We start from the raw sequence: 13,970 nt of genomic DNA on the forward strand, positions 1-13,970 counted from the left end.
AGTCCCAAGGTGAGTCAGCAAGGTTTTTTTATTCATCAGCCGCTGGCTCTGCTATTGGCTTTGGGGGTCGTTTGAATGAATGATTTTAACAAAGTCGCTATCTTTAAGCTATAATAGACGGGTACAAGACAGAGAGACCAGGACCTATGTGTTCTGGTCTCTCTGTCGTTATAGCTTGCTTCGGTATTTGTTGGTCAATGTTAATAAGTTTAGCTCCCATGCCTTGGTACATTATTGCTAAGGCCGCAAACCTGGTATGAAATCCAGGGGTGTCAGGTTCTGGAAACAAAGTTAGAACTGGTAGACTAAGAAAAACGGCAACTCCATATTTTGGAGCTGCCATAAGAATATCAAAAACTGTCAGTCGTCGAAAAATCGTGCAAGACGAGGCGTCAAGTCGCAAATGAGGGAACAGGTTTGCTGTATGTGACTGAAATTTGCAAGCGCAGCCAACGCAGTAAGTAAAATTATTTCATAATCTTGCGGTTGCGCGACTTTATACACTAATTTGGATGATCATCTAAAAATCAAGAATGAAATTGAAACATATCGCAAGCATTTTGAGATATTAATGTCGTTTTGAATATCCGCAACGAGATTCTTTGCTTGTCGCAAATCAGAAGCCCCCGCGCCGTGCGTGGGGGCTTCTGATAAAAATGGAATATGGGAGGAGATTTAACAAAAAAGCTCTTTTACTTTACACAAACGGATTTTCCGTCCCGTACAGCATGGTTTTAGGCTGATTAAAGGAAATATCCGTGATGCCCAGCGTACGAAATATCGTGAACAGGCGGCTTCCCGCATGGGCAAACGCCACAGCGCCATGATGGGGATAATGCTTTTCAATCAGGACGTGACGGTAGAAACGGCCCATTTCCGGAATTGCAATGATTCCTATCCCGCCAAAGGAACGGGTCGCGACCTCAAGCACCTCTCCCTGCGCGATATATGCGGACAGGTTTCCCTGTGCAGAACCCTGCAGCCGGAAGAAAGTGATCTTTCCGGGTGCGATGTCGCCCTCCAGTGTTCCGCGGGTAAAATCGGGCTTCCCGCCGTTTTCCAGCAGACGGTTCTGGATCAGCTGGTATTTCACCGCCGCACCCTTTGACAGCTTGCAGAACGGCGTATTCCCGCAGTGGAAGCCCATAAAGGTATCTTTCAACGTATAGGGGTACTTTCCGGCGATCTCATCTTCGTAAAGGTCGCGCGGCACGCTGTTGTTGATATCCAGCAAGGTGACGGCGTCACCTGTCACACAAGCGCCGATGTATTCGCTCAAAGCGCCGTAAATATCCACCTCACAGGCCACCGGGATTCCCCGGGAGGTCAGGCGGCTGTTGACATAACATGGCTCAAATCCGAATTCTTTCGGGAAGGCAGGCCAGCATTTGTCTGCGAAGGCCACATATTTTTTGGCCCCCCTGTTGTCTTTCGCCCAATCGAGCAGGGTAAGCTCAAACTGCGCCATGCGGGGCAGAAGATCAGGATAATGGTTTCCATCGACCCCCAGCTCTTTGGCCATATCTTCCGCAACATCGTGGATACGGGGATCTTCCCTGTGTGCCCGATAGGCTACCAGAAGGTCCAGTTCCGAATTTTCCTGAACCTCGACGCCGAGGTCGTACAGAGGCTGAATCGGCGCGTTGCAGGCGAAGAAGTCCTGCGGACGGGGGCCGAAAGTGATGATCTTCAGTGAATTGATTCCTATCAGCGCCCGGGCCACCGGCACAAAACGGGCCATCATATCGCTTATCTCTTCCGCCGTACCGACCGGATATTCGGGGATGACGGCTGGAATATGGCGCAGCGCGAGGTTGTAAGAACAGTTGAGCATCCCGCAGTAAGCGTCGCCCCTGCCGTTGATCAGATCTTTGCCCGTCTCCTCCGCGGCCGCCACAAACATGACCGGCCCGTCAAAATATTTGGCAATCAGCGTTTCGGGCGTTTCCGGACCGAAGTTGCCCAAAAACACCACCAGCGCGTTGCAGCCGGCCGCTTTTACTTCGGCGACGGCTTTCAGCATATCCTGTTCATTTTCCACTGTTGTCTGCGCTTCGTAAACAGGGCCGTATTTTTCCGTGAAGGAGTCGACAACCGCTTTTCTTCTCTTTTGGGAAAGAGAAATGATAAAGCAATCGCGGCTGACGGCGATAATCCCCAGATTTACCTCGGGAATATTATTCATTTTGATGTCTCCTCTCTGCTATTTAATGGAAGCTCCATTTCAGTGCTTCATAGAATTTTGTATATTTTGCGTAGTGCTCCGCGTAAAGAGGAACATTTTCAGCAATCGGCATCGTCACGCTTTCCGGACGGATCAAGGGTACGGTTTCCTCCAGACTGCCCCAGACGCCTGCCGTCACGCCCGCCGCCAGAGCCGCCCCGAACGAACCGCCTTCCGCACTGCCGTATACGGTCCGCACGGGAAGGCCAAAGACGTCCGCAAAAATCTGCCGCCAGAGCGGGCTGACTGCTCCGCCGCCCGCAATGACGATTTCACTGGAACCCTCAGCGCCGATCATCCCGTACACCTGACGCAGGGAAAAGGCAACGCCTTCCAGAACACTTCTGGCAAAATGCCCCTTCCCGTGGCGGGAAGTCACGCCGAGGAACGCCCCTTTTGCGGCGGGGTCATTCAGCGGCGCCCTCTCGCCGGACAAATACGGCAGGAAAAACATTCCTTCACAGCACGGGGGAACGCAAGCCGCTTCCGCGTCAAGCAGCGCGAACGCGCTTTTACCTTCCGCCGCCGCTTTCTGCATTTCATACTGCCCAAGCGCATTCCGGAACCACTGATAGGAACCGGCCGCAGCGAGCGTTACGCCCATCGCGCTGAACGAACCCGGTTCATTTCCGCAGAACACCTGAAGCACCCCCTTCGGGTTCTCCAGAAAGGACCCAAGGCTCATGGCAACAACGCCGGAGGTTCCGACCGTCACGCCGATCCGGCCCGATTTCGCCAGCCCGAGACCCGTAGTGGAAATGACTGCGTCTCCGCCGCCGCCCCCGATGGGGGTCCCCTCCGGCAGCCCCGTGAGTTCCGCCGCTTCTTTTGTCACATATCCCGAAACGGCGGTGGATTCCACCGCTTCCGGGAATAAATCGGGATCAAGGCCGACTTTCCGGATCAAAGAGACCGCCCATCCGCGTTCGCGTACGCAGAAGAAGCCCGTACCGGAAGCGTCGGAAACGTCCGTCTTGATTTCCCCCGTCAGCTTCAAGCGAATATAGTCTTTCGGGTTGATCGCGCGAACGGTCTTCCCGTAATTTTCAGGTTCCTTTTCCTTCATCCAGAGGATTTTTCCACCCGTGTATCCCGTCAGCATTTGGTTATTGGTCGCCGCCAGAAGCGCGTCCGGCCCCCCGGCCAGTTTGGTGATTTCTTCGCACTGTGCGCCGGTCCTCTGGTCATTCCAGAGAATTGCCCGCCGTACTACGCGGTTTTTATGATCCAGCGCCACCATCCCGTGCATCTGACCCGACAGGCCCACAGCAGCGACTGTTTTTCCTTTCAGAAGCGGCGCGGCTTTCCGGAGTCCGGACACCACGCCTTTCCACCAGTCCTCGGGGTCCTGTTCGGACCACCCTTCCTGCGGTGCATAACAGGGATATTCCTCCACGACGGAGCCCAGAATGGTTCCGCATTCGTCCAGCGCGAGAATTTTGCACCCGGAAGTCCCAACGTCTATCCCGAGCATACATTTTCCATCCATCTGATTCCCTCCGTTCCGCCGTCACAGCGTAATATTCCGGCCCTTTAGACCGGGGAAGGCTTCGTCCGCCTGCAGACCGGATTCCGGATGCGCGATCAGCCACTTATTCCGCGCGAACAGCAGTCTATCTTCGCCCGCCGTTTCCGGTTTTGCCTGAAGCGGAAGATTGGTCCCCCGCGGCAGGACGATCGCGTCGCGGAACCCCTCCGCCGACGCATTGCAGGGAGCGAAATGCAGGGTAGTGGCATACAGCTCCACCACCGTCCCGGCGGGAACCTTAAACGCTTCGACAAGAGCGGTATCGTATTCAAAGGTCAGGGCGTCGACATCCTGCAATAAACCCAGCAGCAAAATCAGATCTGTTCCCACAATGTTGATTTCGGAGCTGCGGTGGTATTCCAGGGCATTGAGCCGGTCATTGCTGCCGTTGCAATAGCCGAGCTCGATTTCCATACCGCCGAATTCCCGGTCCCGCAGCGCCCGGAATATTTCCAGCTTTTCAAGCTCCGGATCGGAAGCCGCGTAAATCGTGGAATCGGGCGGTTTCGGCGTTTCCGCCAACTTTTTCAGAAGCTGGGCGCAATCGAATCCAGTCACAATTCTTCCGTATTTCTGAAATGCTTTTTCCCGGACCGATTGAACCGCAATTGTCTCACTCATCGTCTTCACTATCCTTAGAAAAATTTTAAAGGTGCTTCTTACGTAAATATCTTTTTAAAAAGAGTCATGGTATACTCGGAATGTTTTTGCAAATAAAAAATGAAGAGCAGGTAAATTTATGTTGAGAACAGCTTTCCTATGTGCAAAATAACGGATACCGCGGCCATGATTTTGACCGGCAGGCTGCCGCCGGGTGGCTTTCACGGGTTAACGCCCGAACAGCGGCCCGAAACGCCCATATGAGAACTAAAATTAAAAACTTAAAGAAAACTTGTAAAAATATCGGTCCGGATATGGAATCCGGAATTGATTCGTGTTATGATTTTCATAAAAATAGAAATCTTAAAGGGTGTATTGGATTGAATAATCTTCAGGTAAGAGATGCAAATAAAAACAGAATCATCAACTTTCTTTACTCCAACAACGGAGCAACCAAACAAAATATTGCGGAAACTCTGGGGCTGAGTATGCCCACGGTTTCCCTTATTTTAAAAGACCTCGAAAGGCGCGGTCTGGTAACGAAGTCCGGAACGCTGGAATCTTCCGGGGGAAGAAAGCCGTTCGTCAACTCATTGGCGTATGGCGCCAGACTTTCCTGCGGAATAGAGGTAACCCAGAACCATATCCGCTTTGTAATGATCGATCTTGGGGAAAATGTCCTTTTCTATAAAAAAATCCGCGAAACGTTTCAAAACGACGATGCTTATTTTAAAACTCTGGCCGATAATTTAGAGCTTTTCCTGCAGGAAGACCATGTGGACTGCGGCAAGCTTCTGGGAATCGGCATTGCGGTCCCCGGACTGATGAACCCGAAATCCGACATTTTGGAATACAGCCCGACGCTGCGTGTAAAAGACCTTCCGATCGACCGCCTGAAAAAGTATATCCCATACCCCGTTATGGTCAACAATGAAGCAAGTCTGGCCGGCCTTGCAGAAATCTGGAAAATGGATGGAACGGAAAGCGCCGTCTTTCTTTCCGTCAACAAAGGGGTCGGCGGAGCAATTATCATTGACAACAAGCTTTACGGCGGCGTAAACGGGCATTCCGGAGAATTCGGCCACATGACGATCGTTCAGGACGGCCTCGTTTGTTCCTGCGGAAAAAAGGGATGTCTGGAAGCATACTGTTCCACAAAGGTTTTAACGGAGCCGAATTTTGAAGATGTCGACGATTTCTTCGCGGCGCTTGAGATGGGCAACCAATATTGCAGGCAGAAATGGGAAATCTATCTGGATTACCTCGCTACGGGAATCAATAATATCCGGACGATCTTCGACTCCGATATTATTATCGGTGGTGAAATTGACCGGTACCTCGAAAAACACTCGGACCTGCTGTTTAAAAAGCTGCTTCCGCTTAATTCCTTCGGGACTTCCCCGGATTATCTGCATTTCAGCCGCTTTAACGACAAGGCAAGCGCGATCGGCGCCGCACTGCTGCAAATCGATTCGTTTCTGAACGACTGAACCGCTTATTTCCGGTCCGTATTGCCGGGATTTTCTGTTCCCCCTTTTTCAGAACACTCTGTTTTACAATCGCTTGCCGTATCGGCAAGCGATTGTTTGTATTCCCTCCACGCGTAGGCTCCGAACGCCGCGGAAGCCAGAAGAAAAACAGCGCTGACAAGTCCCGTGACCCAAAGTGGGAGAGTGCTTGTTTTTTGGACAGCCGCTTCGACGATGCCTTTCGTCAGATACAGCAGATAAAGCACAACCAGCGCGCGCAGGGTCAGCCTGACTCTGGCATGCTTCCGCTTGCCCTGAATTTCTCCGGATTGATTCTGCATAGGTCAGCCCCGCATTCTTTTTTATGTATTCAATCGGTCTGTACAGTCTACTGCTTTCCTACCTTATGGTTTGAAACGACGTCAAAGATAACGGCCGCCAGAAGCACGGCTCCTTTGACCACATACTGCCACTCGTCCGGCAGTCCGTAAATCGACATGCCCTGATTCATAACCCCGAGCAGAATGGCGCCGATCATAATGCCGGAAATGGTGCCGGAGCCGCCGTAGGCCGACGCGCCGCCGATAAAACAGGCAGCGATCGCGTCCATTTCGTAGGAATTCCCCATGTTGCCGTCTACGGAGCCGATACGGGCCGCTACCAGCAGTCCGGAGAACCCGGCCAGCACGCTCATGAGAAAGTACGCCCAGAAATATACGCGCCTCGGATCAATGCCGGACAGCTTCGCGGCTTTCTCATTCCCGCCCACGGCGTAAAAATACCGGCCGAAGGCAGTCTTGATCGTAATAAACGCGAAAATCAATACCACCAGCAGGATCCAGAGCAGCATAACCGGGATGCCTTTATAGTTTGCAAGCTTCCAGCAGTACGCAATAATCAAGGCGTCTATCACGCCGATCTTGATAAAAGTCGTCGCGGTGGACTCCACTTCATAGTTCTTTTTCGCCCTCTTGGCCCGGTTGACAAGCATCAGGACGGTCAGAAGAACGGAAACCGCTATCCCGGTAATCAGCGCCGACGGGTGGAAGGACTTGGTGTCCAGCCCAGGAACGTCAATATAAGAAATAAACGTGTTGAGGAACGCGGTGTTCTGAATATTGACAGTTTTGGATGCCAGGACGACGCGCCCAAGCCCCCGGAACAGGAACATGCCCGCCAGAGTCGCGATAAACGGCGGGACGTGAATATAGCCGATCCAGAATCCCTGCCAGATACCGATCACGGCGGCAATCAGCAGCGCAATAAGAATGGTAGGCAGCGCACCCATGGAATTCTGGCCCATCAGCTGCGCCGCAACGGCGCCGACCAGGCAGAGCGTAGCGCCAACCGACAGGTCAACGTTGCCGCCGGTCAAGATACACAGCAGCATACCGCATGCCATCACCAGAACATAGGCGTTCTGCAGCAGCAGATTCGAGATATTTTGGGCATACATCAGCCTGCCGTTCGTCAGGACCGAGAAGAAAATAAAGACTACGACCAACGCGATGGCCATTGTATATTTTTTAATCAGGGTAGATGCTTTCGTAGATGCTTTCATACTTCTGCCTCCTATGCGTCCTTTTGTTCATCGGGGACGCTTTTTTTGCCGGAGCGGAGAATCGCGGCCATGATCTTTTCCTGCGTTGCTTCAGCGCTTTCCATCTCGGCTACCAGGGAGCCTTCGTTCATGACGTAGATTCTGTCGCACATTCCCAGAAGTTCCGGCAGCTCGGATGAAATCATGACGACCGATTTCCCTTGTACGGCCATATCGTTCATAATGCAATAAATTTCATACTTCGCTCCCACATCGATCCCACGGGTCGGCTCATCCAGAATCAGGACATCCGGATCCGCAAACATCCACTTTGAAAGCAAGACCTTCTGCTGATTGCCGCCCGAAAGATTCCCTACAAGCTGCTGCACGGTCGGCGTCTTGATGTCCAGAGCTGTTCTGTATTTTTCAGCGACATGGTTTTCCATGCCGACGTCGATGACCCCTCGGTTGTCACAGATCTTCTGCAGCCGGGCCATCGTAGTGTTCTTTGCGATCGTGTCGATCAGAACCAGTCCGTTCGTCTTACGGTCTTCGGTCACATAGGCGAGGCCGTGCTCAATGGCTTCTTTTTCGGTTTTCAGGTGGACCTCCTGCCCGTTCAAAAACTCCTGTCCGGAAATACTGCTGCCGTAGTTTTTCCCGAACAGGGACTTTGCCAGTTCGGTGCGCCCCGCGCCCTGCAGACCGGAAAAGCCGACAATTTCCCCCTTATGTACATGAAAACTGACATTGTTTACCACGCATTTTTCTGTGTAAACCGGGTGGCAGACGCTCCAGTTTTTTACTTCCATACCGATTTCCGGACTGACCTTATGTTCTCTGGAGGGAAAACGGCTGGTCAGTTCGCGGCCAACCATCCCCCTGATGATACGGCTCTCGTCAATGTTATGACTTTCATTTTCGATTGTCTCGATCGTCGCTCCGTCCCGCAGAACCGTGATCCTGTCGGCCACGTAGGCCACCTCCGACAATTTATGCGAAATAAGGATAGAAGTCATTCCCTGCTTTTTAAATTGCAGCAGCATATCTAAAAGCATCTTCGATTCTTCTTCATTCAGAGAAGAGGTCGGTTCGTCCAAAATCAACAGTTTTACGTTTTTCGAAAGCGCTTTTGCAATTTCGACCAGTTGCTGCTTCCCTGTTCCAATGTCCTTGATTAGTGTCGTTGCCCTCTCCTGCAGCCCCACTTCTTTTAAGTGTTTTTCCGCCTGGTTATAGGTTTCGTGCCAATCGATGCCAAGACTCCCCTTACGTTCATTTCCAAGAAACATGTTTTCGCCAATGGAAAGCTCCGGAATCAGAGCCAGCTCCTGATGAATAATGACGATTCCCAGCTTTTCGCTGTCGTGAATGCGTTTAAACTGGCATTCTTCCTCATTGAAAAGAATCGTACCCTCATACTCTCCGTAGGGAATGGTCCCGCTTAAAACATTCATCAGGGTTGATTTTCCGGCGCCGTTTTCCCCGACCAGCGCGTGGATTTCCCCGCGCTGTACTTCCAGATTTACATTGTCAAGCGCTCTGACACCGGGATACAGTTTTGTGATGTTTTTCATCCATAGAATATTGTCCGGCATGCTGATGCCCCCTGAAACGAGTATTTTTTATGTTTGATCAATGAAAGGATGGACGGGGCCAAATCGGCCCCGTCCGAAGCAGCAGCCGTCAATTACTTCTTTGCTTTGGGATATTTACCGTCCATCGTGTAGTATCCCGTGTCAACCAGTTCTTTCTGGAGATTGTCTTTCGTAACGACGGTCGGCACAAGCAGGAAGGAAGGAACAATTCCCTTCTTATTATCATAAGACTTCGTGTCGTAAGAGCAGTCGAACTTCCAGCCCGCCGACTGAATCAGCTGACCGTCCGGCTTATCCCCGTTCAGGATTGCCATGCCGAGATCAAGCGTAACGACCGCTTCGTTTGCAACCGCCTTATAAACGGTCATGGACTGCTTGCCGTCCAGAATGTTCGCGAGGTTTGCCTCATCGCCGTCCTGCCCCGTGATAACCGGAGTATTGTTACCCTTATAGTCGGATTCGATCGCCTGGGTAACGCCGAGAGCCGTGGAGTCGTTGGAGCAAAGGGCGACATCCAGCTGCGTTTTGCCGTCCGAATAGTACGAAGCCAAAATGTTCTGCATACGGTTCATCGCGTTTTTGGTATCCCAGGCCGCGGTTGCAACCTGCTGGAACGTCGTCTGGCCGGACGGGATCTTCAGAATGCCGTCGTCTATGTAGGGTTTCAAGGCGTCCATCGCGCCGTTAAAGAAGAAAGTCGCGTTGTTGTCGGCCGGATCACCCGCGGTGAACTCGATGTTATAGGTCTTGGATTTGTCGCCCTGCTTCAAACCGAGCTGATCGATTACGAACTGGCCCTGCAGCTGGCCTACCTTGTAGTTATCGAACGACACGTAGTAGGCGATTGCGTCTGTGTTCATAATCAGCCGGTCATAGGAGATAACAGGAATATTTGCGCTCTTTGCGCTGCTCAAAACGTTGGAAAGTGACTCGCCGTCGATCGCCGCCACAACCAGAAGGTTGACTTTGTCGGCAATCAGATTTTCAATATCCTTGACCTGCTGGTCAATTTTGTTGTCCGAATAAGTAAGCTTTACATCGCAGCCCTTACCCTTAAACTGCTGCTCCAGGTAAGAACCGTCCCGGTTCCAGCGCTCCAGAGACTTCGTGGGCATGGAAATGCCGATCAGCTTGCCGCCGCCCGTTGTTCCCCCGCCGGAAGTTTCCTCGGTGCTTGCCGCGGCAGGCGTGCTTGCACCTTCCGAACCATTGCTGCAGGCCGCCATCGTCAGAACCATTGCACAGGCCAATACAGCTGCCAAAAACTTTTTCATAATACGTTCCTCCTTACAAATAACCTATTACTTGTTAAGTAAATATCTTTTATAAATGATATTTACTTAAGTGCTTAAATCATAAAGCTTTTTTCAAATGAAGTCAATACTATTTTGTCTATTTTCTACTTTTTAGAAATACTGTCCAATATTATTTTGTTGTTTTTATACATTAAGCACGAATCAGATGTTCTCAATATACTCTTTGATATAGTGCCAGGCTACGCCCATCATATCGGCTCTGCGCGGATAACGGCACAATCTGACGTATTCCGCATTGTCCTCAAACGTATTTCTTTCCGAGACCATTCTTCTTAGTTCCGGCATATATGGTTCCAGATATTGGGCAAGAAATCCCCCCAGAATCACGTCACAGTCCAGCGCCATGCGAATATTGTTGATCCCGACGGACAGATGCTCCAGAAGGTCCTGCCAAAGCGCCTGATATTCCGGATTTCCCTTTTCAAGATCTTCAAAAAATTCCTCAACCGTGATTCCAAGCTTCGCACTAATCCGCAGCGCCGAACAATAAGCCTCCAGACAGCCTTTTTTTCCGCAGTTGCAGGGAAGCCCGCCCGGTTCCACGCACATATGGCCGAACTCCCCGCTTCTTTTGTTCTTCCCAAAATACGGCGCCCCATTGATGAAAACCGCCCCGCCGACACCGTTTTCCAAATAAAGATAGGCAATATCGCTGCTCACAGCATTTCGCGATTCAAACCATTCGGCAAATCCGCCACTGGTCCCGTCGTTTTCAATGTAGGTCGGATAGGGGATCGGCTCCCGGATCGTACCAAGACTGATATCACGCATTCGCAGGGTCGGCGACAGTTTCACTTCGTCCTTTTCTTCATCCAGAACCGCCGGCAGCGTGATTCCGACACCCAGCAGCCGGCTGCGGTCCAGCCGATTCTTGTCAAAAAAGATCTCCAGTTCATCCCTGATCAGCCTGCCGATATCGTCTCCTTTTAACGACCCCATCTCGATTTTTTGATAGGCCAGTTCTTCCTGCTTTAAATCTGACGCGAGAAAGCGCAGTTTATCCGCAGTGATTGAAATTCCCACCGCAAACTTGAGATTGCTGACGACGGAATACCCAACCGGGCGGCGGCCTCCCGTGGATTTCTGTATCTGTCCCACCCGAATTAATCCGGCGTTCAGCAGTTCTGTGATATTCTGGTGGACGGTCGGAAGGCTCAGCTTCAGCTGCTGTGCGATTTCCTGTTTGGAGGGCGGCGTTTCGGATTCATAAATAAAATTGTAAATACTGTTGCGCGTCAGCCTGCGTCTTTCGGTAGCAGGCATTTTTAAATCTTTCATACTATTTACTCTCCATCTTTTGCAAAAGTGCTTTATATATTACACTATCTATTTCCTGATTTGTCAATCATTATTTGAACGCGGTAAAATCCCGCCGCTTTAGGGACACGAACAAAATGAGAGGTGAAAAAGACATACGATAGACTTCCTTTAAACCGTATGGTTTCAACCGGCTAAACCGAATGCTCATAATAAGGGGGTGACCGGTGGATTATGTTACGGATGCGAAATGCAATGAAAAGCACACCAGACCATGATTCCTCTTATTATAAAAAAATAAGCACAAACATCACCAGCTGCTGGTGCATGCCTATGCTTATATAGTACCAATCCGAAGTTCAAGTTACCATAGATTACTATGAAGCGCAATTATAAATTATTGGTCTTAAGGCCTTCCCTCCGTATTTGGTGGCTCGTATTCGTAATTGTTGGCGATTCCGTATTTTTTCATCTTTCTCCACAGTGTTGTGGTACTGATGCCCATCTCCCTGGCAACCGCTTTGTGGTTTCCGCCGCATTTTTTCAAAAGCTCTACAATGTCGGACACTTCCGGATATTTGTACACGATAACGTGCTTTTCTCCGTTGGAAACTTTTATTTCAGGATATAATTCCTCCAGTAAACCTGTCACCATAACCTGATCGATATTTTTTTGTAAGTCGTAATAAAAAGTCTTTCACAAAAATTTTCCAGCTGAATCAGGTTTCCTTCCCATCCGTATTCCAGAATGACGGCCATCGCTTCGTCCGTCAGTGTGAGATGTGTGGAATATTTCTCCGTGAATTGCTTCAGATACTGTTTTACCATTTTTTCAATATCCTCTTTTCTTTCGCGGATCGGTGGAATATTCAACGTAAGCGCATTGAGACTGTAATACAGGTCCTTTCTAAACGTCCCGTTTTTTACAAGCAGGCTAAGATCCCGATGTGTCCCCGCGATGATGCGGACATCATAACTCTTTTCACCGTTCAGATTGCCCGGCATGAGTCCCTGATAACATATTGTCCTGTAAAGCCCATACTGACTGGCAAAATCCAGCCGTTCAATCTCGCCGATATAGACCGTGCCAAAATTGCATTTCTGAAGGATGCCGCTTGCGCCCCCCTCCCCGCCGTCAGAACTGGCAGTACTCCCAAAAAGATAACCGTATTGCTCTCTGTTGCCCATGGAACTGCAATTCACCATCAAAAACGGGAAATTCTTCTTGCGCTGTGATTGTGGATGCACTGGGCAAAAAGCTCCTTTTCCGTTCCTTCTTCCCCATGAAGGAGGACAGGGTTCTTTGACAGCGCATATTTTTTTCCCAGTTCAATGCTTTGCCTCAATTGGGGCTCCAGCGTCCTTAAAGCGCCAAAATCAAGCTGTGCGATCCGTCCGGACAGATACATATTGTGTATATTTTTATCCATGAATTGCGAAACATTTTTGATTTTGCTGCAGGAAAGGATCGCGCCGGTAATTACCTGGTCGCACCGGATCGGCGCAACACAAAGAAGTAAAGGATTTCTTCGGATCCTAATCGAAGTGGAATAATTATCCCTTTCTCCCTTCAATATGCTTTCTATGGCATTGATGTCGATGTCAGCAAGCTCATCGTCCAACTGCTTGCCGACAATTTCCGATTCCGATTTCCCCAGCAGTTCCTCCATGACACGATTGACAATCAGGATGGTACGATAGCTGTCAATTTTGAGTATTCCGTTAAACGCAATGTCAAGCACGGTTTCAAACTGAGCCTGGCTGCTTTTTTCAATGTCGATCGCATAAGCCATTTTGGAAGCTATCTGCAGGGCGCCGCGCATGGAATCTTCCGTAGATTTCAGAAAAAGAGTCGGGATATGGTATTTTTCCACGCTCCGGATGACGTGATCGCCGCCCAGTATGATATCCGCGCCGTCTTTCACAGCATTCTCTACGGCTTGCTCCATTTCGTCAAAGCTATCGATGATATAGCAGTTCAGCTTGACGCCGAACAGCCTGTCAAAGCAGGAAATATCACTCATCATATTTTTCAGTGAGAGGATCGCGATGCAGGGAATTTCCTTTTTAATGATTCTTTTGCTTTCCAAAACCAGAAGGCCTATTTCCTGAGCAGTCATTAAAATTTCCACGACCGGAATATTGGTATGGATTTTAATCAGCTGTGCCTGCACGCCTCTGGCCACTATGATATTGGCTCCCTCTTCGATGCACCTTCTGGCTTCATCAACCGCATCCACTGTTTCAATAATTCTGATGGTGTCAACATCAAACCGGTTTTCACGGATCACCTTTTCAGCCTGATCCTGCATATATTTTTTGGACAACAGCATCATTATCTTAGCCATGGCAAAATATCCTCCATCCGATTTTTCATTCAACCGGCCGATTCCCACATTCCGTTGAAACGCCCGAAGCCCCGCTTGGGAAGTCCGTAA

Annotated in this window: 11 protein-coding genes and 1 pseudogene; 1 reads left to right on the forward strand and 11 read right to left on the reverse strand. The window is 50.1% G+C overall.

What is annotated here, in order from left to right; translation table 11 throughout:
• Positions 1-697 precede the first annotated feature (697 nt).
• The 3 genes from VXK30_RS14195 to VXK30_RS14205 are packed head-to-tail and all read right to left on the reverse strand — an operon-like array spanning position 698 to position 4,361.
• Entirely contained in the window at positions 698-2,185 is a 1,488-nt protein-coding gene (locus VXK30_RS14195; protein WP_275713645.1) for an L-fucose/L-arabinose isomerase family protein, read from the reverse strand.
• A 22-nt stretch (positions 2,186-2,207) separates the two neighbouring features.
• Entirely contained in the window at positions 2,208-3,713 is a 1,506-nt protein-coding gene (gene xylB / locus VXK30_RS14200; RefSeq protein ID WP_275713644.1) for a xylulokinase, read from the reverse strand.
• A gap of 21 nt (positions 3,714-3,734) precedes the next feature.
• Positions 3,735-4,361, reverse strand: coding sequence for a DUF4867 family protein (locus VXK30_RS14205; RefSeq protein ID WP_275713665.1), 627 nt, complete (start codon positions 4,359-4,361; stop codon positions 3,735-3,737).
• A 371-nt stretch (positions 4,362-4,732) separates the two neighbouring features.
• Here VXK30_RS14205 and VXK30_RS14210 point away from each other — a divergent pair, with 371 nt between their 5' ends.
• Positions 4,733-5,842 (forward strand): ROK family transcriptional regulator, encoded by a 1,110-nt coding sequence (locus VXK30_RS14210; protein WP_275713643.1) that lies wholly within the window; start codon positions 4,733-4,735, stop codon positions 5,840-5,842.
• 5 nt (positions 5,843-5,847) lie between these two features.
• Here the strand turns inward: VXK30_RS14210 and VXK30_RS14215 are convergent, their stop codons facing one another.
• From VXK30_RS14215 to VXK30_RS14250, 8 genes and pseudogenes are all read right to left on the reverse strand, one after another.
• Positions 5,848-6,162 carry a hypothetical protein gene (locus tag VXK30_RS14215; RefSeq protein WP_275713642.1) on the reverse strand — a complete coding sequence of 105 codons (315 nt, stop codon included), beginning with the start codon at positions 6,160-6,162 and terminating at the stop codon, positions 5,848-5,850.
• A 47-nt stretch (positions 6,163-6,209) separates the two neighbouring features.
• Entirely contained in the window at positions 6,210-7,382 is a 1,173-nt protein-coding gene (locus tag VXK30_RS14220) for a sugar ABC transporter permease (protein WP_275713641.1), read from the reverse strand.
• Positions 7,383-7,393: 11 nt separating this feature from the next.
• Positions 7,394-8,959 (reverse strand): sugar ABC transporter ATP-binding protein, encoded by a 1,566-nt coding sequence (locus VXK30_RS14225; protein WP_275713640.1) that lies wholly within the window; start codon positions 8,957-8,959, stop codon positions 7,394-7,396.
• Positions 8,960-9,051: 92 nt separating this feature from the next.
• Positions 9,052-10,233 carry a substrate-binding domain-containing protein gene (locus tag VXK30_RS14230; protein WP_275713639.1) on the reverse strand — a complete coding sequence of 394 codons (1,182 nt, stop codon included), beginning with the start codon at positions 10,231-10,233 and terminating at the stop codon, positions 9,052-9,054.
• Between the two features lie 183 nt (positions 10,234-10,416).
• The gene (locus VXK30_RS14235; protein WP_275713638.1) at positions 10,417-11,553 is read right to left on the reverse strand and encodes an ROK family transcriptional regulator; all 1,137 of its coding nucleotides are present in this window, start codon (positions 11,551-11,553) and stop codon (positions 10,417-10,419) included.
• A 385-nt stretch (positions 11,554-11,938) separates the two neighbouring features.
• Positions 11,939-12,118, reverse strand: coding sequence for a helix-turn-helix domain-containing protein (locus VXK30_RS14240; RefSeq protein ID WP_275713637.1), 180 nt, complete (start codon positions 12,116-12,118; stop codon positions 11,939-11,941).
• Between the two features lie 62 nt (positions 12,119-12,180).
• Positions 12,181-12,399: a hypothetical protein gene (locus VXK30_RS17215; RefSeq protein ID WP_442877873.1), complete on the reverse strand. Its 219-nt coding sequence runs from the start codon at positions 12,397-12,399 to the stop codon at positions 12,181-12,183.
• Positions 12,400-12,404: 5 nt separating this feature from the next.
• A pseudogene (locus VXK30_RS14250) lies at positions 12,405-13,880 on the reverse strand (sigma 54-interacting transcriptional regulator); the annotation flags it as partial.
• Positions 13,881-13,970: the final 90 nt, after the last annotated feature.

Origin of the sequence: Caproiciproducens sp. CPB-2 (assembly GCF_036287215.1) — a bacterium.
GTDB lineage: Bacteria > Bacillota > Clostridia > Oscillospirales > Acutalibacteraceae > Caproiciproducens.